Below are 22,948 nucleotides of genomic sequence, written 5' to 3' on the forward strand. Positions count from 1 at the left end.
TTATATAATTATCTTTCAAGTCTTCTCTTTCCTCTAAAAATGTAGCTTTTTAGATGTATAGAACTAAGAAAACCGCACTTACTTATGATACGGTTCACCCTTCATAATCCTAAAACTACGGTAAATCTGCTCGACTAGTACAAGCTTCATGAGCTGGTGAGGAAGTGTCATTTTGCCAAAGGATTGCTGTTCGTCGGCTCGTTTTAGGACATCTTCATGTAGACCGAGGGAGCCGCCGATGACGAAGGCGATTTTGCTTTTGCCGTAGGTCATGAGGGATTCCATATCGGCAGCCATTTGTTCGGAGGTTTTCATTTTGCCATTGATGGCTAGGGCGATTACGTAAGCATCTGGGCTAATTTTCGCCAGGATGCGTTCGCCCTCTTTTTTCTTGACGATATCCATTTCAGCTTCACTTAGCTGTTCAGGTGCCTTTTCATCTGGCACTTCAACCAAATCCATTTTTGCATAGCCGCCAAGACGTTTTACGTACTCATCGATCCCCATTTTTAAGTACTTTTCTTTTAGTTTGCCGACTGATACAATCGTTATATTCACACGTTATCCACCTTTACAATTCATTTACAAACAAATTATCCACAAAAGTTATCAACATATCCACAAGCACTCTCTATATATTGTGTAAAGTTATTTACTTGATACAATATATTCTGCTGCCTGTTCACAGTAGCTACACTTTGTGGATAACTTTTTATCCTCTTCGATTTTATCCATAATTGGGAACACTTTTTGCTCTGCTACAAACATGTCTAAAGCGTGATCTATATGGCTTTCACAGCTGTACTTTTCCATTTTTTGATGTCTCCTTATTTTCCGAAATTTCCACAAACTTATTCACAAATCAGTCTATGTTATCCACAATCTATTGTAACAAAGTAATAGCATGTATGGAAGAAGTGCCTTTTACTCCCGATTTACTGTGCGGAATTAGTATTCGCAATTTTCTAGTTATCCACAATATTTCATAAAAGTATTTTCTCCATCCTCATAAAAAAAGCGATGGAGATTGATTAGATCTCCATCGCTTTTCATATTCTTTACAATGTATTACCGTTTGTTAATGTTAGTGATAGCTCGACTAATTTACCTTGACGGTACACTTTTAATGTTAGCTTATCACCAATTTTTTTGTCATTATATAAATGTTTGCGTAAATCAATAGTTGTTTCAATTTTTTGACCATCCATCTCTACAATAACATCGTATTGTTGAACCCCTGCTTTTGAGGCTGGTGAGTTATTCATGACATCTGTTACAACAACGCCTGTTGTCACCTCTGCAGGTAATTTTAATGTTTGTTGTTGATAGAATGATGGCACATCTGTTAAATCTGCAAGTGAAACTCCCATTGTTGGACGTTTCATTTCTCCATTTTTCTCTAGTTCCTCGATAATTGGAATAGCTGAATTAATTGGAATAGAGAACCCTAAACCTTCAACTGAGGATTCAGCAATTTTCATGGAGTTAATTCCTACTAATTCTCCAGCTAAGTTCACAAGTGCTCCACCACTATTCCCTGGGTTAATCGCAGCATCTGTTTGCAATACTTCTTGTTGCCAATCTTCTGTGCCATCACCATTTAAGTCTACTGGTACAGAACGGTCTTTACCTGAAACAACACCAGTTGTCACAGAACCATAGAAGTCTAAACCAAGTGGGTTACCAATGGCAATCACTGTTTCACCTTGTTTTAATACATCCGAATTCCCGAATGTCGCAACTGTTTTAACATTTTTAGAGTTAATAGAAATAACTGCAAGGTCCGTCCAAACATCGTGACCCACTAATTGTGCAGGTTCTTTTGTTCCGTCTGGCATTGTGACCTCTAACTGCTTTGCCCCTTCAATAACATGGTTATTTGTGATGATAAAGGCTTTGTCACCTTCAATTTTATAAACGACACCTGAACCGCTTCCTGCCTCTTTTGTTGTCGTTGATGGTGGGCTCCAAAAACCTCCGCTTGTGACTTCTTGAATATTTGTGATACCAACAACTGCTTGTGAGGCTTTATCAACTGCAGTTGTCACATCTGTCGTTACTTCTGTAGCTACCTGATTAATTGTTGTGTTATTTTTTCCTGTATTACTTGTTGTTGTTCCAGGCATTTGATTGACAAGTCCCGGTAGCATAAGCCACACAAGTAAGGCACCTATAATGACACCGACCAGACCACTAAAGAAATAGCCGCCTTTACCTCCTCCACCTTTCTTTTTCATGCGCTTAGTCTGCATTTCTTGCTCCTCGCGCTCTAGTCTTTCTTGAAGAGGTGATTTCGGTACTTCATCATTTTTAAGGAAATCACTGTTTTTATCATCATCTTGGAAATAGCTCATGTTCGTCATCCTTTCCTTTGAGTGCTATCTAATTAGTTGTTACCCTAATCTTACGATTCAAACATTAAAATCAGATGAAAACCAAATAAAATAGGCATAAAAAAAAGCTGCTCAATGCATTTTTTTATGCGTTGAACAGCTTCAAATTTTATCTAAATAGCCTATGATTAAACCGTCACCAATTTTGTTGGTTCTTCTGCATCCGTATCAAATAGATGAACATGCTCACCAACAAGGATGCCACAAGATTGTAAGGTTTGTGCGACACTCATACGTGCTAGCTCTTTCATATTATTATCTTTACTTAAATGTGAAAGATAAATATTGGTCGTCTTATCAAATACAACCTCACTCATTGCAATTGCTGCATCCTCATTAGACACATGTCCTACATCACTTAAAATACGACGTTTAATAGACCAAGGATAGCGTCCCATTTGCAGCATATTGACATCATGATTACTTTCAAAGACAAAAGAATCCGCGCCTCGAATAATTCCTTTCATACGATCACTGACATAGCCTGTATCTGTAATAATAACAAGCTTGCGATCATTTTCATGAAAAGTATAGAACATTGGATCTGCTGCATCGTGTGAAACAGCAAAGGATTCAACAGCTAAAGAACCAAAATGCTTCACTGTATCCATTTCAAATTCAAAACGTTGCTCTACAGGAATGTCCCCAATAAGCCCATCCATTGCCTGCCACGTTTTGGCGTTTGCGTAAATTGGTACATTATATTTCCGTGCCAGTACACCAATTCCTTTAATATGATCACTATGCTCATGTGTAACAAAGATACCACTGAGCTGCTTCATATTACGGTCAATTTTTGTAAATAACTGCTCCATCTTTTTCCCACTAAGACCCGCATCAACGATAAAAGCATGATCGTCATTCTCTACATAAATCGAATTCCCTGTACTGCCACTTGCTAAAACACTAAATCGCATTATTCAACTCCCCAGTCTTCTTCTTCGCTCTCTTGCTTGTCCTCCTGGATTTCGATGACTTTACCTTCTACTGCATTCACAAAGTACTCCTCTTTTGTCCCATCAGATAATTTCACTTGAACTTCCCATGTTGGCACCAATACCTGAGTACGTGTCAATTTAACAAGCGTTGAGTAACCTAGTTTCATTTGTGTAATGCGAGAATCTGGCTTGAGCGGTCCCTTTGCATACAAAGTTTGAATAATTTGAAGTGGAGGAATAACTGTTTCCTGCTGTTCCATTTCTTCAATATTATCAATCATTGTTTGTTCATACATTGTTACTTCGTTATTAGCATTCCATTTTATTTTTAATGAACCACTATAATAGAACATTCGATTGTTTGTCTTTTGGAAAAAAATTGCGACTCGTTCTTCGCGGTCTATTTTCCATAAAGCATAAGATGCACCTTCAATGATGTTTGCTAAGACAAAATCTGTAAAGCTTGCGTCATCACTTACATTACGTAATTTAACAGGCCTCATAAAAATAACACGAGCCTTTGTATTATTATCATCCTTAAATTTAACTTGCTGGTTACTATTATTAAATTCGGCTGGTGTGAATTTATGCACTTGAGCTGTCATATACGAAGCAGATTCAATATTATTTGGTAATGTGCCGTACGTAATATTATCATCCTTTAAACGAGCTTCTATTGTTCTTTCACCTGGTACCTCAATATCTTTTGCTTCATTATAGCGATTGACATAAAGTGAATACAAGAAGATGTTCAGTATTAAAAAAACGAATATAAAAATAGATTTTGTTCTATTCCAATCCATTTTTAACACCTCCTAATACTTCAGGAGTCAGTTTAGTCCATGTACCATTACGAATAACAAACCAACAAGGTTCAAATATAAATATATTCTGTTCTTGATTTTGTGTTAAATAATAGCCTAAGACGATTTCATCGATATCAGGCAGAGGAATACTGTTAGCGCTTTTTAATCTCTCTGCGATCTCCGCACCTGATGCTAATTCTTTGATTTCTTTCTCCAATGATATATCCATATCCAATGAGAAGTATGGACGCTTATAATGGAAAATTCGACTATCTCCCCAAATCGTTGTCATTCGTGTAATGACATGATTGCTATAGACAGGGAAACCTTGCAAATACATTTGATAATCTATTTGATTTTTATTGGTATTGGATGAAGCATAGCGGAAATCTGCGGTAAATCCTCCATGCTCATTAATAAATTCAAAGCTATCCTTTAAAAGCTTGGATGGCTCGACTCTAATACTACTTTCTGCAGCAGGATAAACATAGTTTAATGATTTAAGATTTGTTTCTAAGGTCATTAACGACATACCATCTGTATATTTTTCAGAGGATGCACTTTCCACATTCCGCTGCACAATATTTGGATCTGGGAATAATACATTTTTAAATAGTTCTGGCGTAATATCCTCAATAAAATACGTATATTTTACAGATTCAATATTACTGTTCGCCAAATAAAGAGATGTATAGCCTTCTCTTTCTACTTCTTTAAAAACCTCATATTTTTTGGCAGGCTCTATGACTTCCTGTATAAATTGATTCATGTTTGGCACACTGACATGTGAGCGGAATAATGATTGGTTATTACCACTAATGTAATACAACATCAATTCTTTGCTATTGTAATTACTCCAATCTATAATCATACGATTGAACGTTGTTTCTGGTAATTCCTTATCAGTGAACTGAAAGGTTGTGTTAAAAGCTGAAAAAGGAATCTCTCCTGTAAAAAATATTGTCATTCGATGATCTGCGCCAATAATTTGATTCACATAGTTTGCAGAAAGATTATTGTTTACAGACACCAAATCTAAAACATTCCAGCCTTTAAATACTTTCATCATGTCTTTCATAGCTGCATTAGAAACAGTGCCTGTAAACTCTTCTTCAGATCGGAAAATAGCCTTGTATGGTCGAATAATATCCTCCATATCCTTTTGCGGCTTAATTAAAATTTCCTCGCCCTCTGTTTTTTCAATATATTTATAATCAGGTGTATAGGTCCAAATTAAAAAAGTTAAAATCACACTCAGCATAACAAGTAGAAATAATACAACAGATTTAACTGGCTCTATATATTTCATTCCCACTCACCTGCCTCACCAAATTCATCTGCATCATATGGTAATGTGAAGAAAATTGTTGTACCCTGTCCTTCTTCACTTTCAGCCCAAATCTTACCGCCGTGTGCTTCAATCATTTCCCGCGCAATAGCTAGTCCCAAGCCTGTTCCTCCCATAGAACGAGCGCGTGCACGATCCACACGATAGAAGCGATCAAAAATACGGCCAACATTTTCTTTAGGAATACCCATGCCATCATCTGAAATCATGACTTTCAACATGTCATCCTGTCCCGTAAAGCCGAAGCGAATATTGCCACCATCTGGAGAATATTTAATAGCATTGGAAATGATATTATCAATAACTTGTGTGATTTTATCCGTATCAATTTCTACATAAAAGGAGGTTTCAGGGAATAATCGTTCAAAATGTACCTTGTCAGACTTAGACATTTCAAATCGGTCTATAATACGGTTAAAGAATGAATTAAATAAGACAATATCTTTATTCAACTCGTAATCTGAACTATCCATTCTTGATAACTGCAGTAAATCATTTACTAGACGAATCATACGCTCTGTTTCGGTTTGTGTCACATTTAAAAACGTAGGAGCAATATTTTCATCTTTCCATGCACCATCTGCAAGTGCCTCTAAATAACTACGCATTGTTGTTAATGGCGTTCTTAACTCATGTGAAACATTCGAGACGAATTCCCGACGATCCATTTCAATCTTTTCTTGCTCTGTTATATCGTGCAAAACAGTAATCAGACCATTAATAAAGCCTGTTTCTTTTTGAATAACAGAGAAATTAGCACGAAGTATATAGGGAGCATCTGCTGTACTGAAGTTTAAATTCACGGCATCATTCATATGAATTAAGTCTTCAAAACTATATTCCTGATCAATCCCCAATACAGAGGCGATAGGGCGCCCTAATGTAATATCTCTTGAAATATGCAGTAATTCCAATGCAGGGTCATTGATGAGAATAATACGTCCCTTACGATCTGTTGCAATTACACCATCTGTCATATTACTCAGAACTGAATCTAGCTTTCGACGTTCAGCTTCTGTGGTCGATTGTGCTTCCTGCAAACGGTTGGTTAGATGATTAAAGGTAATGGCTAGCTGGCCGATTTCATCTGTACCATATACACGTACCTTTCGAGAATAGTTCCCCTTCGCCATTGCCTGAGCCTGCTTTCGCATATCAGCAATAGGCTGTGTAATCGTTCTTGCCACAAGAATACCTAAGAAGATGGTAATGACCAAGGACATTGCCGTACCACCAAGGAAAATCTGATTAATATCATTCATTTGTTCAAAAACGGATTCAATATTGGCTTCAATATAGAGTACACCAATGATTTCATCATCTGGTCCTGCACCCGCACGAATGGGATTCGCTAAAACCCACACACGATTTCTCGTCTTATTGTCCAGCTTAATAATATCAAACAGTGTTTCGGCAGATATCGCTCGACGTACAAGATCAGTATTAGAGCGCTGACCTATTAAATTCTGATTTTCAAGCTCAGATGTTGCAAGTATTCTTTGTCTATCGTCAATGACACGAATTTCTAAAATATCACCATTTGAAACATCCCTTAAACCAGTAGAAAACTCCATAACAATTGACTTTAGGCTCTCCTCTAGTTTAGGCATGCTTTCATCGCGTTCCTTTAAAATTTCCTCACGAAGACTATATTGCATCAAGTCAACTCGCTGAAAAATGGAATCTTGGAAGTTGCTCTTCAAATTTCTTTCTAATTCACGAGCGAAATAGATACCGATAATTTGTAAAGCAAGCAATATTAATAAAATATAAATCAGCACTAGTTTGACATGAATGGATTTAAAGAAGCTCACTTTCTGCATTCCTATTACTCCTGTTCAGGATTTCGTAAATAATAACCTACACCACGTCGTGTGACAATCCAAGCGGGATGACTAGGATTATCCTCAATTTTTTCACGTAAACGGCGAATTGTTACATCAACAGTTCGTACATCACCAAAGTAATCATAGCCCCATACTGTTTGTAGGAGGTGCTCCCGTGTCATTACTTGTCCAATATGTTTCCCTAAATAATGAAGTAACTCAAATTCTCGATGTGTCAATTCAATTGCTTCATCACGCTTCATTACTAAATAAGCATCTGGTTGAATAACAAGCGAACCTACGACAATCTCATTCGACTCCTCCTCAGCCTCTTCTGCTGCTGGAGCGACTACTTGTAAACGGCGCATATTGGCCTTTACACGTGCAATCAGCTCTCTTGTACTAAATGGCTTTGTGACATAATCATCTGCACCCATCTCTAATCCTAATACTTTATCAATTTCAGAGCCTTTAGCTGTTAGCATAATAATCGGAAAATCATATTTTTTACGTACTTCTCTACAAACTTCCATCCCATCGCGCTTTGGCAGCATAATATCTAAAAGCATTAAATCTGGTTGCTCTTCCTCTACTTTCTTTAATGCCTCATCACCATCATAAGCACAAATAACTTTATAGCCTTCTTTTATTAAATTAAATTGCAAAATATCTGCGATTGGTTTCTCATCATCAACAACTAAAATTGTTTTATTCATACATACTCTCCCTTTCGCTTCTTATCTATTCTTAAACAATGTGTATTTGTAAATTCACTACTCTTAACTCTATCATGCTTTCGGATTCTATGCATTAATCGATATTCAATCCCTCTAATACTGTGACAAAAAGCGATGTAATTCAACAATTATTTCTCGGGAAATAATAGAAAAAGACAGTCCATTATTCGGACTGCCTTCTATTCAACATGTTTTATCGGCCTACATAAGATAACGGATTTTCTAATGAACCGTTCTTTTCAACTTCAAAGTGCAAATGTGTACCTGTCGAATTTCCAGTGGAACCCATAATACCAATCACAGAACCTTTTTCCACTACTTGTCCGACTTCAACATTAATAGAAGATAAATGTCCATAAAGTGTTGTAAAACCATTATTGTGATTAATAACAATACGATTACCATAGGTGCCAGAAGTGCCAGCAGCAACAACTACACCATTATCAGCAGCTAAAATATTATAGTTACTTGGTCGAGCGATATCAATACCACGATGGAAGGCTCCCCAACGTTCACCCATACCACTTGAAATATAGCCCCCGACTGCTGGCCATGCAAATTCTCCAGTTCCACGTGAAGAAATAACCTTTGTACCAACTACTTCAATTTCATCTACTGGCTGTTGAAGTATTTTTTCCTCTAAGGCAACTTTTGATGTCTGTGTACCATTTTCAGATGTTAATGCATAAGTTGTTTCTTTTTTTCCATTAACACCTTCTTGCTTGATGACCTTTTCACCTTTATACATTGTAGGATCTTCTTCAATTACTTTTTTAAACGGAATGACTTCCGCAACTTTCTTTTCCTTTTTTACTTCAAGTGTCACAAATGGCTTTGCCACAGTAACATTTAATTCTTGTCCAATTTGTAAAACTGTATCTACTGTGATATCCGGATTTAGAGCTAGTAGTTCACTTGTTGTTAAATTATGTTTTTTAGCAACTGACCCTAACACGTCTCCTGATTCAATTTTATATGTTTCTTGCTCAAGATAGCCTGTCATTAAAAACTTCACGGCTTGCTCAGGTGATAATATATCAGTGGGTGTCACTTTTTGTGATAACCCTGAAACGCCTTGTTTAAAGGAAACATTTAGAAGTCTAGCCTCACCATCTTTTAATTCTGGTAGATTATTGCTAGCTTGGCGTTTTGATAAGTTATCTAATTCTTGCTGAGAAACATATTGTAGCTTTAACATTTGAACAGTTTTCTCATAAGCTTCCGTATTCTTTAGTGATACTATTGGTTTATGATTTACTAATAATGTAAAGGCATCTGATTTGGCCACTAAAGATTGCTTAAGTTTCGATAATGTTTCTGCATCTTTTGTTTCATTTGCAAATACTTGTTCTGGGATTATTTTAACAGCTGAGCTAGCATCAATGGATAAACCTTTGAATTGCTGACTTGCCACTTTTTCTTTTGATGCAATTATTTCTTGAATTGCTTTCTCATCAGATACTGCACCAATATATTCATTCCCCACATAGACGTGGTAAATTTTATTTAAGTTTTCTTTGTTATATTCCTTAGCAAATCCCATGTTAATCGTTAGGCTTGTCATTAAAACTACAATGATTGAAGCCTTTTTAAAAGAAGAAAAATTGTAGGTGAATCTATTGTTTTCTTCTTTTCTTTTCCAAAACGAATTCATCAATAAAGCCCCTTCCAACTTTACCCTACTGTAGGATGATTTACCCACAAGGATTTTTTGCACCCCTATAATGTACCATAAAGAAAATGACGTTTGAACGATTTCACTCTTTTGTAATGTAAATGTATTATTTATCTACTTATTGTTACATAGAATATATTTTATATAGTTTATAAATACTGTAATTTTATTCATATATTGGTTCTTAAAATTCAATTTAACTATCGTTTGTATACTGTTCTCAAATTTTTTCAAGTGAATTTTGACTTAATACTTTTTACTTTTTTAATATTCCGATAAAATATATATAGAAGGTACACTATTTGATTGGAGCGATTAAATTGAGTGATTCACAAACCTCTGAGATCACAACAAAAGTGTTGAGACCTCAGAAAAATAGCATGCGTAAAGTTTTTGCAAGAATTATTATGGTTTCGCTAGGCGCGATTATAATGGCATTGGGCTTGGAACTGTTTTTAGTACCCAACCACATTATGGATGGTGGCATCGTAGGTGTTTCCATTATCACATCTCATTTATTAAAATTACCCCTTGGTATTTTCATCTTCATTTTAAACTTACCTTTTATTTTTTTAGGCTATAAACAAATTGGTAAAACCTTTGCATTGTCCACAGGTCTAGGTATTACCGTACTCTCATTTTCAACACTCGCCTTACATAATATCCATCCATTTACGGAAGACACATTATTGGCAACAGTCTTTGGAGGAATGATTTTAGGAGTTGGTGTCGGAATTGTCATTCGTTATGGAGGTTCATTGGATGGAACTGAAATATTAGCTATTTTAGCTAATAGCAAAACACCTTTTTCAGTTGGTGAAATCATCATGTTCTTCAATATCATTATTTTTACGGTGGCAGGATTTATTTTTAATTGGGAGCAAGCCATGTACTCCATCATTGCATACTATATTGCCTATAAAATGATTGATATTGTTATTCAAGGATTGGAAGAATCTAAATCTGTTTATATCATAAGTGATGACATTGATGAAATTGGACAAACGATTATGGATCGACTTGGTCGTGGCGTTACTTTCCTTCACGGAGAGGGAGCTTATACGGGGAATGACAAGAAAGTCATATTTACCGTTATTACTCGTTTAGAAGAATCTAAATTGAAAACAATCGTCGCTGAAATAGATGACAATGCTTTTCTAGCCATCGGTAATATCGCCGAGGTAAAAGGTGGTCGCTTTAAGAAGAAAGATATTCACTAAAAAAGGGCATGCCGCATTTGGCACGCCCCCTTTTCATTTTATTTTATTATGCTTCCCAAACGTCCACTAACACGTTTGTTTGCTCACGTGCAGGTCCAACAGAGAAAGTAGCAATTTGAATGCCCGTTAGTTCGCTGATACGCTCCACATAGCGGCGTGCATTTTCAGGTAGCTCTTCTAAAGTTCTGCAGCTTGTTACATCTTCAGACCAGCCTGGAAGCTCCTCATAAATCGGCTCACATTGTTCAATAATATGAAGGTTTGCTGGATACTCTGTGATTGTTTCACCTTTATAGTTATAGGCTGTACAAATTTTTACTGTTTCTAAGCCCGATAAAACATCGATAGAGTTAAGAGCAAGATGAGTAATGCCACTTACACGGCGTGAGTGACGAACAACGACTGTGTCGAACCAGCCTACACGACGTGGACGACCTGTTGTTGTACCATATTCGCGACCAACCTCACGAATTTGTTGACCTACTTCATCGAACAACTCCGTTGGGAATGGTCCATCTCCTACTCGAGATGTATAGGCCTTAGATACACCAATAACGCTTGTTACGCGTGATGGCCCAACACCTGCACCAATCGCTACTCCCCCAGCAACAGGATTTGAAGATGTTACATATGGATACGTACCTTGATCGACATCAAGTAAAATTCCTTGTGCACCTTCGAATAGCACTTTACCGCCCTCATCAAGGACATCGTTCAAAATTTTAGACGTGTCCGTAACATACTTAGCAATTTCTTGTCCGTAACCATAGTATTCCTCGAAAATTTCTTCGAATGTTACGCCTTCAACTTCATAGAATTTCTCAAATAACTTATTTTTAATGGCTAAATTATGACGTAGTTTTTCCTCAAAGATTTCCTTATCAAGTAAGTCAGCCATACGAATCCCAATACGTGCTACTTTATCTTGATAACAAGGTCCAATACCTTTACAAGTTGTGCCGATTTTATTGTCTCCACGACTTTCTTCATCCGCAATATCTTGTTTAATATGATAAGGCAAAATCACATGTGCACGATTAGAAATACGTAGATTATCTGTATTAATACCACGCTCTTGTAAACCTTTAAGCTCTGTTACTAATGATTTTGGATTCACAACTAATCCATTACCAATTACTGAAGTTTTATCTTTATAGAAGATCCCTGATGGAATTAAATGTAATTTATAAGTTTCACCATCAATTTTAATGGTATGTCCTGCATTATCTCCACCGGCAAAACGAGCGATGGCATCGGCTTTGTGCGAAAGGAAATCTGTAATTTTACCTTTTCCTTCGTCTCCCCACTGTGTTCCTACAACTACTACTGATGTCATAATCAGCACCTCCGTTAGATACCTTTGTATCTCAATTTTCAAGCCTCAATTATTGTAACAATGATAGAAACAACTCGTCAATAAAAAATAGCGAAAAAACACGAACATAAAATCAAAAAATCTGATTCAACGTTCGTGTTTAATAACAGAATGGTATGAATATTATCGAACATTCAGATTAATTTAATCTAAGGGTAATATTTCATTACTAATAGGCAACTTATCTGAATGACGAGTAACTTGACTAATCACGTGGCGGTGGAGGTGGCATTTGTGACCAATCCACATTAATGAATTTATTGAATTCTTTTTTAAAGGCCAATGTAACAGTTCCTGTTGGACCATTACGTTGTTTCGCAATGATAATTTCGATCATATTTTTATTCTCAGATTCTTTATCGTAATAATCATCACGGTATAAAAACGCAACAATATCAGCATCTTGCTCAATACTTCCCGATTCACGTAAGTCACTCATCATTGGCCGTTTATCTTGTCGTTGCTCAACACCACGAGATAACTGTGATAACGCAATAACAGGTACCTTTAATTCACGGGCTAATCCCTTTAAGGAACGGGAAATCTCTGATACCTCTTGCTGACGGTTTTCTCCTGGCTTGCCGCTCCCCTGAATCAACTGTAAATAATCAATTAAGATCATTCCTAGTCCATTCTCCTGAGCTAAACGACGACATTTTGCACGGATTTCATTGATACGTACACCTGGAGTATCATCAATAAAAATCCCTGAATTCGATAAACTACCCATTGCCATAGTTAGTTTACCCCAATCTTCTGTAGTTAAAGCACCTGTACGTAAAACTTGTGCATCTATATTTCCTTCTGCACAAAGCATACGCATGACCAGTTGCTCTGCACCCATCTCTAAAGAAAAGATTGCAACATTTTCACGAGCTTGTACAGCAACACTTTGCGCAACATTCAATGCAAAGGCTGTTTTCCCTACAGATGGACGAGCAGCAACAATGATTAAATCGTTGCGTTGAAAGCCTGCAGTAATGTTATCTAAATCACGGAAGCCAGTCGGGATACCCGTTACTTCTCCCTTTTGTGATTGCAGTTGCTCAATATTATCGAAAGTTTCCACTAGCACATCTTTAACATGCTTAAAGTCACCTGCATTCTTTCGATTGGCAACCTCCATCATTTTCTTCTCTGCCTCGCCTAATAATGCCTCTACTTCGTCTTCACGGGTATAGCCGTCCTCGACAATTTTCGTAGCCACTCGAATTAATCGACGTAAGAGGGCCTTTTCCTCAACGATTTTGGCATAATGAGCGACATTGGCAGCTGTAGGGACAGCATTGGCGAGCTCTAGTAAATAAGAAAGCCCGCCAACGTCCTCAATCTCTTTTTTAGCTGATAATTCTTCTGTAACTGTTACAACATCTATCGCTTTTCCTTGATCACTCAAGCGCAACATCGTTTCGAAAATTTTCTTATGGGCATTTAAATAAAAATCATCTGCCAATAAAATTTCTGATGCTGTTATTAATGCCTGTGGCTCAAGGAAAATAGCACCGATAACCGATTGTTCCGCCTCCCGGTTATGCGGTGGAACGCGGTCCATCATCGGTTCACTCATGGATTGTCGCTCCTTATTCTTCCGTTACATGGACTTTTAACGTTGCTGATACTTCATGATGTAGTTTTACAGGAACATTTGTAAAGCCAAGTGAACGAATCCCATCAGGTAAAGTCATTTTACGTTTGTCAATTTTAATGCCGTGCACTTTTTGTAATGCATCAGCAATTTGCTTTGTAGATACTGAGCCAAATAAGCGGCCACCATCACCTGATTTTGCTTTTAGCTCAACTGTTAGTGCTTCTACTTTTTCCTTTAATGCTTGTGCTTCAGCTAATTCGGCAGCAGCATTTTTGGCCTCTAATTTCTTTTGCCCCTCTATTTGGCTTAAAGCTTGCGCATTTGCTTCCGCTGCATAGCCATTCTTGATTAAGAAATTTTGTGCATAGCCATCAGCTACGTTTTTAATTTCACCTTTTTTTCCTTTTCCTTTAACGTCTTTTAAAAATACTACTTTCATTAGTCAGAACTCCCTTCAAAGACCTCATTTATGGCCTCTTCTAAATGTTTTTTCACACCATCGATGGATTTAGCATCTATTTGGCAGGCAGCATTCGTTAAATGTCCACCGCCGCCAAGCCTCTCCATAATTAGCTGTACATTGACCTCGCCAAGTGATCGTGCACTTATACCAATTTTGCCATCTGCCCGATGTGCAATGACAAAGGATGCACTAACATCCTTCATCGTTAGTAAAATATCGGCTGTTTGCGCAATTAAGACAGAGTCATACACTTTTGATTCCTCACCTACAGCAACAGCTACTCCTGGTTTTACGAACTTAACTGTTTGCACAATTTTGGAGCGCTCTATATATGTGTCCACATCCTCCTTTAAGAGACGTTGGACCAATACTGTATCGGCACCATTTGTTCGTAAGTAAGAAGCTGCTTCAAATGTACGTGCTCCTGTTCGAAGTGTAAAGCTTTTGGTATCAACGATAATACCCGCTAGTAATGCAGTAGCTTCTAGCATATTAATTTTTGCACGCTTCGGCTGATATTCTAGTAACTCTGTCACTAGCTCTGCTGTGGATGACGCATATGGCTCCATATAAACGAGTGTAGGATTTTCAATAAAGTCCTCACTTCGACGATGATGGTCGATTACAACCACCTTTTCAGCTAATTTCAATAGGTGTGCATCAATTACTAAATTCGGCTTATGTGTATCAACAATAACGAGCAACGATTTCTCAGTCATTTTACCAGCGGCTTCCTCTGGTGTAAGGAAATTTTCATAGAAATCTGATTTACTCTCTATTTCATTCATTAATCGTGTAACGCTACCATTTAATTCATCAAAATTGATAATGACATAGCCCTTTACATCATTCATTTGTGCCATTTTACGTACACCTACAGAAGCACCAATGGAGTCCATGTCAGGATTTTTATGTCCCATAACAAACACTTGGTCACTGTCTTGAATTAAATCGCGTAATGCATGTGAAATAACGCGCGCTCTAACACGTGTACGTTTTTCGACTGGATTTGTTTTTCCACCATAGAATTTAAGTTTTCCAGTAGGTTGCTTTATTGCCACTTGGTCTCCACCCCGTCCTAATACAAGATCAAGACTGGATTGTGCCAACTCACCAAGCTCCACTAATGAGGATGATCCAGCTCCTACACCAATACTTAATGTTAATGATAAATTCTTTTGAGCTGTTTTTTCTCGAATGGTATCTAATATAGCAAATTTTTTCTTTTCTAGCTCCGTTAAAATGGATTCATTTAAGACTGCTAAGAAACGATCTGATGATATTCGTTTGACAAATACACCATGCTCTGCAGCCCATTCATTGACAATTGAAGTAACCATTGTGTTGGTTAAACTACGTGGTTGATCGTCCATGGCTTGCGTGATTTCATCGTAATTATCGACAAACAATATAGCGATTACTGTACGGTCTGCATAGTATTGCTTTTCAATGGCAATCTGTTCAGTTATATCAAAGAAATACAGTAGTCGTTCCTCTTTTTTATAATAAACACGATATTTCCGATCACGTAGTGTAATCGTCGCCTCATTAGTCTCCTCGGTCTTCATTAATACATAGATGTCATCAGATATATTTACAATACCTTCTCCAACTAATGATTCCATATTTAAAATGCCTTGCATATATGGATTAGACCATTCGATTTCATACTGCTCATTAACCAGCAGTATCCCAATTGGCATTTCAAGCAGTGCCTCTTCCCCCACTTTTTTCATACGGAAGGAGATAGATTCAATGTGCTTTTCTGTTTCCTCAAAAGCTATCTTCTCTACTTTCCATGTGTAGGCCATCAGTAAAACAAAACCTACACCATAACCGATGCCTATCCCGATATTCCAAATACATAGAAGCACGAACGTCACAGTTCCAAATATGGAAAGAACAAAAAGCGGATAGCGAATTGGTCGTTTTCTAAATGTCCCCATTACAATCAGCCCCTTATTCTTTAGTCTTCCCCTTTACAAGTGAACGCACGTCAAAACCTAAATCAACAATACCGAGTAAGATCATAAAGGATGATAATGGAATTGCTAATAAAGTTGCTACCCATTTAACTCCATTTGGCATCCCCTTTTTAGAGATAAAATAATGGATAAAAGATATTCCTTGTAAAATCAGTAACAACCATAAAATATAAGAAACATTTAATACAATAATATCTAGCGTAGAGCCAGCCTCAGGACGCATGAATAAATTAATACATAAAACAATCATGTAATACCATAAAATAGAGCGTGGTAATCTCATATTTTGGAATGGAGCAAATTTTGGAACATCTACCCCTAGTCGTTTTAGAGCTGGTAAATTGACTGTAATGATAATAAATGCAGCAAAAAATGCTGAGATTGTTATCGTTGCAGGCATAGTCAGTTCAATTGTTTTAAACATTGCCTCAAGCTGCTCTGGATTAATGGCTACTTGGCCTGTTACATTCTTCGCAAATTCATTAGATTGCTCATAATTTTTACGTGCCATCTCTAAACTCATGCTTATGAAGTCAATCCCTGAAAGCTTTACATAAGCAACATAAACAATTGCCATCGAAAGGAGATTAGCAATCCCCGTTGACATAAATAAATAAAGCTTACTCTTCTTCAAATAAATGGCGTTACCCATAACGACACCTACTAGCCCTAAAATAAAGGCAAATGGCAGCATGGATATTCCACTCGTTATAGTGGTTAGGATACAGCCTACTATTGCTACGAGTATTGATGTGGAACGCTTGTAATTTGCGCTATACCAAGCAATCGGTAGTGGAGCGAATAATAAAGCTACTATAAAGATGAATGGTACATATGCAGAAATTAGCATTAAGATTGTAAAAAGTGCAACCATCATTGAGCCTTGTACAAGCGCTTTTGTTTGATTATTCGGCATTGAAAACCTTCCTTTTTTTCAGTCAAACTTACTACCCTTTATTGTACCATTTTTTCATAGTATTGAACAAAAATCACTTAGATCACTATGTACATTGTCATTATTTTTTCAATTTTAATTCGAACTTTTACCTAACTAGTTGATAATTTTCTTTTTAACCATAACAAAAAACCAGCATACCCGATACGAATATCGTAATATGCTGGTAGTTAAAATTGATGTAAGGTCAGTTACCTTAACGTCATCAATCTTATTTATCTTCTGCTACGAATGGAAGTAATCCCATGATACGAGATACTTTGATAGCTGAAGTTAATTTACGTTGGTACTTTGCACTTGTGCCAGTTACGCGACGTGGTAAAATTTTACCGCGCTCAGAGATGAATTTTTTTAATAAATCTACATCTTTGTAGTCGATGTGCGTAATATTGTTTGAAGTGAAGTAGCAAACTTTACGGCGTTTGCGGCCTCCGCGACGTGGTGCCATAGTGTGTCTCCTCCTTATCTTTTTTTATCATTTAGAAGCATTAGAATGGAAGATCATCCTCAGATACTTCTATTGGCCCTTTGCTATTCGCAAATGGATCCTCATCTACACGTGTATAATTCGGCTGATTCATAGGTGGTTGATTTTGCTGATACGAATCGCCGCCATAGGAACCCTGCCCTGGCATAGCGCCACTAAACTGTTGTTGTGGTTGACCACCGCCATATGACGGTTGGTTATTACCGTAAGTTTGTCCACCATATTGAGGAGCAGGAGCACCGCTACCATTACGGGGTTCTAAAAACTGTACGCTATCCGCCACGACATCTGTTGTGTATACTCGCTTACCATCTTGTCCTTCATAACTGCCTGTCTGGATACGACCTTCTACCCCAATTAAACTTCCTTTTCGCATGAAGTTCGCTAGGTTTTCAGCCTGTTTACGCCAAGCAACACAGCTAATGAAATCAGCTTCGCGTTCACCTTGTTGATTTGAGAATGCACGGTTTACAGCTACTGTAAATCTTGTAGACGCAACTCCATTCGGTGTATAACGTAGCTCAGGATCTTTTGTTAGTCTTCCAACTAATACGACACGGTTAATCATCAGAATACAACCTCCTTTTCAGCGTTTTGTAAAAAATTAATTATTAAGCTTCTTCACGAACTGCAATGTGGCGAATGATGTCTTCGCTGATGTTAGCAAGACGTGTATACTCGTTGATTGCATCTGAAGTAGCGTTTACTTTTACGATTTGGTAGTAACCTTCGCGGAAGTCTTGAATTTCATAAGCTAAGCGGCGTTTGCCCCACTCTTTTGATTCGATGACTTCTGCACCGTTAGAAGTTAACATTTCGTTGAAACGTTCAACTAAAGCTTTCTTCGCTTCGTCTTCAATGTTCGGACGTACGATGTACATTAATTCGTATTTTCTCATCTGTTTACACCTCCTTATGGACTTAGGCTCTCCTAATTAAGGGAGCAAGGAGCAAGTAATTAATTATTACTCACATCAATGAATTGTAACATATAGGTACATGTCTTTCAAGTCACAAACTAATAATTCGTTATATAATGGCAGTATATTTCATTATCTATGAAAGGAGTGCCTTCATGTTAACCAACGATAAGGAGCCTATCGTTATCGAATTAGATTTAAAGAAGTTAATGATCGACAATTTTGTGATTACAAGTGGTCTTGTCATATTATTTATTGCCATTCAATATATTTGCTTTAAAGATTTCCATTTTTCTTTTTGGAAGATGATTGGTGGCACAGCACTATTTGTTGTGCTGTATATAATTTTTATTATCCTACACGAGGCTTTTCATTTAATTGGCTTTATAATTTTTGGCAGAGTTCCCTTTAAAGCTTTAAAATATGGCATAAATTTAGAGCAAGGTATTGCCTATGCAACTACTGAGCAACCTCTCCCCAACCATGCTATGAAAAAAGCTTTATTACTGCCATTCTGGACGACTGGAGTACTTCCAACCATTGTTGGGTTTTATCTTAACAGTACTGTTTTAATATTGATAGGGGCGGTGTTAATAGCTGGAGCTGTAGGCGATTTTGCCATGTATAAAGAGCTACGTAAATATCCACGTAATGCTATCGTACAGGATGATCCTAAATTACCAAAGCTGTATGTTTATCTATTGCAGGAAAAGGATCATCATTAAAATAAGACTACATAATTAAATAGAATCTGTAGATTAGAAATGAACAACTACAGATTCTATTTATACTTTAAGGAGTTAAAAATCCATGCTGGGCTGCTGTATATAAATTTCTCCAAATACGGTTAATCGTAGATGTTTCTGTAATAGCATCCATACCGAGACTGCGTATTAAATTATTCGCTATCTCTAAGCAAGCAGCAGCAATATCCTTAGCCAATTGAGTAAATTGTGATAATTCCTCTTCCGTTAATTGTTCACCTTTTTGATGCTGTTGCCAAAAGACAGATAATGTTGCATAAAACTGTTCCTCGCATTGCTTGAAACGTTTATGCTGCTGCATCCATAAAAATTGGAAGGCTCCAATTCGCTCAGTTCTGCTTCCATCATGATTTCGTTGCTTCATTAAAGCAAAAGCTTCTTCTAAAAAATTCTCTGTCATCCCAAGACAAACGCCTAAAAAGGAAGCCTCTGCAAAAGTGGTAAATGGAAAGCTATGTACTGAATTGCCATAATCATTTCTGATGACCCCTAATTGAAAAGTAGCTTCCTGTGGTACCCAAACATTGTTTACACGGATTGTATGACTAGCTGTTGCCTTTAAACCCATTGCAGACCAATCATTCAAAATTTCTACATCATGTGGATTTACTGAGCAGCTAATAATTTTTTCGGTTTTGATACCATCTTCTTCAATTAAACAATTCATCGTAAATGTTGATGCATAATTAGAACCACTACAATACTTCCATTGCCCTGTTACATAATAGCCTCCAATTGTTTTTACAGCTATCCCTGTTGGATATCCACTACCTGCTATAACTGCTTCTTTAGGAGAATAGATTTTTTCACAAATTTCCTTACTGAATGTTGGAATAAATGCGTTTCCACCTGTACCAATAGTAATGAGCCATCCAAAATTGCCATCAAGTGCAGACATCTGTTGAAATATCTTTACACCTTCTACTAAATTTAAATCCATACCACCTAATTCTCTTGGAGTGAACAATTTGAATAATCGTTGTTCATAAATATAATCTAAGACATCTTGTGGTAACATCCCCAGTTGCTCAAACTCTAAACCACGTTCCTTAATTTGCACAGGATTCATTCATAAGTCGCCTCTCCATACATTAAAAATTCTGATAACTAAGCAATCGAAAAAGGGCAACCATTTTAGATTGCCCTTGTAAGTTTTTTATACATTAAAGCGGAATAACATAATATCGCCATCTTGTACTTCATATTCTTTACCTTCAAGACGTACTTTACCAGCTTCCTTAGCCGCTGCTTGCGAACCTGCCTCAAGAAGATCATCATATGCCACTGTTTCTGCACGAATAAAGCCGCGCTCAAAGTCAGTATGAATAATACCTGCACATTGAGGTGCCTTCATTCCTTTACGGAACGTCCAGGCACGTACCTCCTGTACACCTGCAGTGAAGTAAGTAGCTAGTCCTAATAAGTCATAAGAAGTACGAATTAGTTGATCTAAACCAGATTCTTTAATTCCTAATTCTTCTAAGAACATAGCTTTTTCTTCATCATCTAACTCAGAAATTTCTTCTTCGATTTTTGCACAAATAGTAATGACCTGTGCACCTTCAGCGGATGCATACTCACGTACTTTTTTCACATACTCGTTGTTGTCTGCATCTGCTACTTCATCTTCTGAAACGTTTGCTACATAAAGCATTGGTTTAATTGTCAGCAGATGAAGACCTTTAATTACCTTCAATTCATCATCTGATAGCTCAGCTGCTCTAGCTGGTTTACCGTTTTCTAGTTGCTCTTTAATTTTTAGAAGCACTGGCTCTTCTATCATAGCCTCTTTATCTTTTTGTTTCGCCATTTTGCTAACTCGTTGTAAACGTTTATCCACAGATTCTAAGTCAGCTAGTGCAAGCTCTAGATTAATAACTTCAATATCATCAATTGGATCTACTGCACCAGAAACGTGAGTAATGTTTTCGTCTACAAAACAACGTACTACCTGACAAATTGCGTCTACTTCACGAATATGAGCTAGGAACTTATTTCCTAATCCTTCACCCTTGGAAGCACCTTTAACAATTCCAGCGATATCTGTAAATTCAAATGCAGTTGGCACAGTTTTTTTCGGTACCACTAATTCTGTTAATTTATCTAAACGTGCATCAGGTACTTCAACTATACCAACGTTTGGATCGATCGTTGCGAATGGATAGTTTGCAGCCAATGCGCCCGCTTTTGTTATTGCGTTAAATAATGTTGATTTTCCAACGTTAGGTAAACCAACGATTCCAGCTGTTAATGCCATGGATGGACACAACCTTTCTATACTCAGTTCAAATTTTCTCTCTTATAACCTTATCTATTATATTGATTCACCCAGAAAAAGTCTAATGTGCCTGATGTTACGACTCTTCCGCAGAAAATAAAACCTTTTTCATTTTTTTCTCAAATTCACGACGTGGAATCATGACACTATGCTGACATCCTTCGCATTTGATACGTACATCCGCCCCCATACGAATAATTTTCCATTTATTAGTACCGCATGGATGTTGTTTTTTCATTTCAACAATATCGTTTAAACCAAATTTTTTTGCCTCCATCTTACACACTTCTCCCCTCATCTTTGCCATAGAACATCATTTTTGGATAGACCATTGGTATATTATTTTCTTCAAAGAGTTTCGTAATATCGCGGCGTATGGTACGTGCTACTCCATATTGTTGCTGCGGTAATGTTTCAGCAGCTATACGAATGGTTACTTCTGTCCCTTTCACATTTTGCACACCTAGAAATACCGGAGCTGCAATTAATTCTTTATGCATCTTAGGCAATGTCTCTAAATACTTATTAATAACCCCTTCTGCTTTCTCAAAATCAGCGTCCGTGGCCATTTGTAAATCTATAAAAATTTTGGAGTTGTTAACAGAATAATTGACGACTTCGCCTATGGCACCATTGGGAATGATGAACTGTTCACCAGTAGCACCATTAATTTTTGTTGTACGTAAGCCAATTTCTACAACTGTACCTTCTGCAGCATTTATTTTTATATAATCGCCTACACCAAACTGGTCTTCAAAAATAATAAAGAATCCAGTAATAACATCCTTTACTAAGCTTTGAGCACCAAAACCTATTGCTAAACCAACAATTCCTGCACCTGCTAATAAACCTGCTACCTTTATATTTAAGGAAGAAAGGATACCAATGATTGCAGAGAAATAAACGACATAGGAAATCACGCTTTGTAATAATCTTGAAATTGTTCGTTGGCGTCGCTCTGAGTGGCTCAATGGTGAACGCATACGGATTAAAAACACCTTTTTAATAAATTTTTTACCTAATCTTACAGCGATCCACGATACTAATAAAATGAGCAAAATTTCTATAGATGCATCAATAACCTTTTCCCAAAGATCTTCAGATGTGAGCTTGTCCCAGTATTTTTCCATTAACTTTTTATTCTTTTCCATCATTACCACCTCTTGAATAACTTGCTAAAAATTTGCGTA

General features: G+C 37.0%; 23 protein-coding genes. 2 read left to right on the forward strand and 21 right to left on the reverse strand.

The window, feature by feature from the left end:
• Positions 1-78: 78 nt before the first annotated feature.
• From rlmH to HXV90_RS23145, 9 genes are all read right to left on the reverse strand, one after another.
• The gene (gene rlmH, locus HXV90_RS23105; RefSeq protein WP_054548823.1) at positions 79-558 is read right to left on the reverse strand and encodes a 23S rRNA (pseudouridine(1915)-N(3))-methyltransferase RlmH; all 480 of its coding nucleotides are present in this window, start codon (positions 556-558) and stop codon (positions 79-81) included.
• Between the two features lie 90 nt (positions 559-648).
• Complete coding sequence (locus HXV90_RS23110) at positions 649-813, reverse strand: CxxH/CxxC protein (protein WP_004233391.1); 165 nt, start codon at positions 811-813, stop codon at positions 649-651.
• Positions 814-1,058: 245 nt separating this feature from the next.
• Positions 1,059-2,354, reverse strand: a complete 1,296-nt coding sequence (locus HXV90_RS23115; protein ID WP_048395254.1) for a S1C family serine protease — start codon at positions 2,352-2,354, stop codon at positions 1,059-1,061.
• 167 nt (positions 2,355-2,521) lie between these two features.
• Entirely contained in the window at positions 2,522-3,310 is a 789-nt protein-coding gene (locus HXV90_RS23120) for an MBL fold metallo-hydrolase (RefSeq protein WP_048395252.1), read from the reverse strand.
• A complete protein-coding gene (locus tag HXV90_RS23125; protein ID WP_048395249.1) occupies positions 3,310-4,134 on the reverse strand; it encodes a two-component system regulatory protein YycI in 825 nt (274 codons plus the stop codon). The genes HXV90_RS23120 and HXV90_RS23125 overlap by 1 nt, the downstream gene beginning before the upstream one ends.
• Positions 4,121-5,446 (reverse strand): YycH family regulatory protein, encoded by a 1,326-nt coding sequence (locus tag HXV90_RS23130; protein ID WP_269898066.1) that lies wholly within the window; start codon positions 5,444-5,446, stop codon positions 4,121-4,123. The genes HXV90_RS23125 and HXV90_RS23130 overlap by 14 nt, the downstream gene beginning before the upstream one ends.
• Positions 5,443-7,308: a cell wall metabolism sensor histidine kinase WalK gene (gene walK, locus HXV90_RS23135; protein ID WP_048395245.1), complete on the reverse strand. Its 1,866-nt coding sequence runs from the start codon at positions 7,306-7,308 to the stop codon at positions 5,443-5,445. Before walK ends, HXV90_RS23130 begins: the two co-directional genes overlap by 4 nt.
• 5 nt (positions 7,309-7,313) lie before the next feature.
• Positions 7,314-8,027: a response regulator YycF gene (yycF, locus tag HXV90_RS23140; RefSeq protein ID WP_036077923.1), complete on the reverse strand. Its 714-nt coding sequence runs from the start codon at positions 8,025-8,027 to the stop codon at positions 7,314-7,316.
• 214 nt (positions 8,028-8,241) lie between these two features.
• Positions 8,242-9,702 carry a peptidoglycan DD-metalloendopeptidase family protein gene (locus HXV90_RS23145; protein WP_269898067.1) on the reverse strand — a complete coding sequence of 487 codons (1,461 nt, stop codon included), beginning with the start codon at positions 9,700-9,702 and terminating at the stop codon, positions 8,242-8,244.
• A gap of 401 nt (positions 9,703-10,103) precedes the next feature.
• On the opposite strand from HXV90_RS23145, the gene HXV90_RS23150 reads away from it, so the two are divergent.
• Complete coding sequence (locus HXV90_RS23150) at positions 10,104-10,943, forward strand: YitT family protein (protein WP_227744975.1); 840 nt, start codon at positions 10,104-10,106, stop codon at positions 10,941-10,943.
• 46 nt (positions 10,944-10,989) lie between these two features.
• Here HXV90_RS23150 and HXV90_RS23155 read toward each other — a convergent pair whose 3' ends face one another.
• The 8 genes from HXV90_RS23155 to rpsF all read right to left on the reverse strand — a co-directional run bounded on the left by HXV90_RS23155 (position 10,990) and on the right by rpsF (position 18,695).
• Positions 10,990-12,279, reverse strand: a complete 1,290-nt coding sequence (locus HXV90_RS23155; RefSeq protein ID WP_004233375.1) for an adenylosuccinate synthase — start codon at positions 12,277-12,279, stop codon at positions 10,990-10,992.
• A 244-nt stretch (positions 12,280-12,523) separates the two neighbouring features.
• Complete coding sequence (gene dnaB / locus HXV90_RS23160) at positions 12,524-13,885, reverse strand: replicative DNA helicase (RefSeq protein ID WP_004233370.1); 1,362 nt, start codon at positions 13,883-13,885, stop codon at positions 12,524-12,526.
• 13 nt (positions 13,886-13,898) lie between these two features.
• A complete protein-coding gene (rplI, locus tag HXV90_RS23165) occupies positions 13,899-14,345 on the reverse strand; it encodes a 50S ribosomal protein L9 (protein ID WP_004233368.1) in 447 nt (148 codons plus the stop codon).
• Positions 14,345-16,315 (reverse strand): DHH family phosphoesterase, encoded by a 1,971-nt coding sequence (locus HXV90_RS23170; protein WP_004233367.1) that lies wholly within the window; start codon positions 16,313-16,315, stop codon positions 14,345-14,347. The genes rplI and HXV90_RS23170 overlap by 1 nt, the downstream gene beginning before the upstream one ends.
• Positions 16,316-16,328: 13 nt before the next feature.
• Positions 16,329-17,270, reverse strand: a complete 942-nt coding sequence (locus tag HXV90_RS23175; RefSeq protein WP_066038355.1) for a YybS family protein — start codon at positions 17,268-17,270, stop codon at positions 16,329-16,331.
• Positions 17,271-17,520: 250 nt separating this feature from the next.
• Complete coding sequence (rpsR, locus tag HXV90_RS23180) at positions 17,521-17,757, reverse strand: 30S ribosomal protein S18 (RefSeq protein ID WP_004233359.1); 237 nt, start codon at positions 17,755-17,757, stop codon at positions 17,521-17,523.
• Between the two features lie 40 nt (positions 17,758-17,797).
• On the reverse strand, positions 17,798-18,364 hold the full coding sequence (gene ssb, locus HXV90_RS23185; protein WP_054548816.1) for a single-stranded DNA-binding protein: 567 nt from the start codon (positions 18,362-18,364) through the stop codon (positions 17,798-17,800).
• 43 nt (positions 18,365-18,407) lie between these two features.
• The gene (gene rpsF / locus HXV90_RS23190) at positions 18,408-18,695 is read right to left on the reverse strand and encodes a 30S ribosomal protein S6 (RefSeq protein ID WP_016992320.1); all 288 of its coding nucleotides are present in this window, start codon (positions 18,693-18,695) and stop codon (positions 18,408-18,410) included.
• Positions 18,696-18,871: 176 nt separating this feature from the next.
• Between rpsF and HXV90_RS23195 the strand changes: the two genes are divergently transcribed.
• Positions 18,872-19,441 carry a DUF3267 domain-containing protein gene (locus HXV90_RS23195; RefSeq protein WP_269898068.1) on the forward strand — a complete coding sequence of 190 codons (570 nt, stop codon included), beginning with the start codon at positions 18,872-18,874 and terminating at the stop codon, positions 19,439-19,441.
• Between the two features lie 67 nt (positions 19,442-19,508).
• Here the strand turns inward: HXV90_RS23195 and HXV90_RS23200 are convergent, their stop codons facing one another.
• From HXV90_RS23200 to HXV90_RS23215, 4 genes are all read right to left on the reverse strand, one after another.
• Positions 19,509-20,549, reverse strand: coding sequence for an acyl-CoA dehydrogenase family protein (locus HXV90_RS23200; protein ID WP_054548814.1), 1,041 nt, complete (start codon positions 20,547-20,549; stop codon positions 19,509-19,511).
• Positions 20,550-20,636: 87 nt separating this feature from the next.
• Positions 20,637-21,737: a redox-regulated ATPase YchF gene (gene ychF / locus HXV90_RS23205; RefSeq protein ID WP_016994923.1), complete on the reverse strand. Its 1,101-nt coding sequence runs from the start codon at positions 21,735-21,737 to the stop codon at positions 20,637-20,639.
• 97 nt (positions 21,738-21,834) lie between these two features.
• A complete protein-coding gene (locus HXV90_RS23210) occupies positions 21,835-22,035 on the reverse strand; it encodes a DUF951 domain-containing protein (protein WP_048395226.1) in 201 nt (66 codons plus the stop codon).
• 1 nt (position 22,036) lies between these two features.
• Positions 22,037-22,909: a mechanosensitive ion channel family protein gene (locus tag HXV90_RS23215; protein ID WP_048395224.1), complete on the reverse strand. Its 873-nt coding sequence runs from the start codon at positions 22,907-22,909 to the stop codon at positions 22,037-22,039.
• Positions 22,910-22,948: the final 39 nt, after the last annotated feature.

The sequence above is a fragment of the Lysinibacillus sp. JK80 genome (genome assembly GCF_027557635.1).
Classification (GTDB): domain Bacteria; phylum Bacillota; class Bacilli; order Bacillales_A; family Planococcaceae; genus Lysinibacillus; species Lysinibacillus capsici.

Bases quoted from the DNA above. Each gene is read 5' to 3' on its own strand.
- walK (WP_048395245.1), bottom strand. From the start codon at position 7,308: ATGCAGAAAGTGAGCTTCTTTAAATCCATTCATGTCAAACTAGTGCTG.
- rpsF (WP_016992320.1), bottom strand. From the start codon at position 18,695: ATGAGAAAATACGAATTAATGTACATCGTACGTCCGAACATTGAAGAC.
- HXV90_RS23195 (WP_269898068.1), top strand. From the start codon at position 18,872: ATGTTAACCAACGATAAGGAGCCTATCGTTATCGAATTAGATTTAAAG.
- HXV90_RS23120 (WP_048395252.1), bottom strand. From the start codon at position 3,310: ATGCGATTTAGTGTTTTAGCAAGTGGCAGTACAGGGAATTCGATTTAT.
- HXV90_RS23110 (WP_004233391.1), bottom strand. From the start codon at position 813: ATGGAAAAGTACAGCTGTGAAAGCCATATAGATCACGCTTTAGACATG.
- HXV90_RS23215 (WP_048395224.1), bottom strand. From the start codon at position 22,909: ATGGAAAAGAATAAAAAGTTAATGGAAAAATACTGGGACAAGCTCACA.
- HXV90_RS23200 (WP_054548814.1), bottom strand. From the start codon at position 20,549: ATGAATCCTGTGCAAATTAAGGAACGTGGTTTAGAGTTTGAGCAACTG.
- HXV90_RS23210 (WP_048395226.1), bottom strand. From the start codon at position 22,035: ATGGAGGCAAAAAAATTTGGTTTAAACGATATTGTTGAAATGAAAAAA.
- HXV90_RS23175 (WP_066038355.1), bottom strand. From the start codon at position 17,270: ATGCCGAATAATCAAACAAAAGCGCTTGTACAAGGCTCAATGATGGTT.
- dnaB (WP_004233370.1), bottom strand. From the start codon at position 13,885: ATGAGTGAACCGATGATGGACCGCGTTCCACCGCATAACCGGGAGGCG.
- HXV90_RS23150 (WP_227744975.1), top strand. From the start codon at position 10,104: ATGCGTAAAGTTTTTGCAAGAATTATTATGGTTTCGCTAGGCGCGATT.
- HXV90_RS23130 (WP_269898066.1), bottom strand. From the start codon at position 5,446: ATGAAATATATAGAGCCAGTTAAATCTGTTGTATTATTTCTACTTGTT.
- HXV90_RS23115 (WP_048395254.1), bottom strand. From the start codon at position 2,354: ATGAGCTATTTCCAAGATGATGATAAAAACAGTGATTTCCTTAAAAAT.
- ssb (WP_054548816.1), bottom strand. From the start codon at position 18,364: ATGATTAACCGTGTCGTATTAGTTGGAAGACTAACAAAAGATCCTGAG.
- HXV90_RS23170 (WP_004233367.1), bottom strand. From the start codon at position 16,315: ATGGGGACATTTAGAAAACGACCAATTCGCTATCCGCTTTTTGTTCTT.
- HXV90_RS23155 (WP_004233375.1), bottom strand. From the start codon at position 12,279: ATGACATCAGTAGTAGTTGTAGGAACACAGTGGGGAGACGAAGGAAAA.
- rplI (WP_004233368.1), bottom strand. From the start codon at position 14,345: ATGAAAGTAGTATTTTTAAAAGACGTTAAAGGAAAAGGAAAAAAAGGT.
- HXV90_RS23145 (WP_269898067.1), bottom strand. From the start codon at position 9,702: ATGAATTCGTTTTGGAAAAGAAAAGAAGAAAACAATAGATTCACCTAC.
- rpsR (WP_004233359.1), bottom strand. From the start codon at position 17,757: ATGGCACCACGTCGCGGAGGCCGCAAACGCCGTAAAGTTTGCTACTTC.
- ychF (WP_016994923.1), bottom strand. From the start codon at position 21,737: ATGGCATTAACAGCTGGAATCGTTGGTTTACCTAACGTTGGAAAATCA.
- yycF (WP_036077923.1), bottom strand. From the start codon at position 8,027: ATGAATAAAACAATTTTAGTTGTTGATGATGAGAAACCAATCGCAGAT.
- HXV90_RS23125 (WP_048395249.1), bottom strand. From the start codon at position 4,134: ATGGATTGGAATAGAACAAAATCTATTTTTATATTCGTTTTTTTAATA.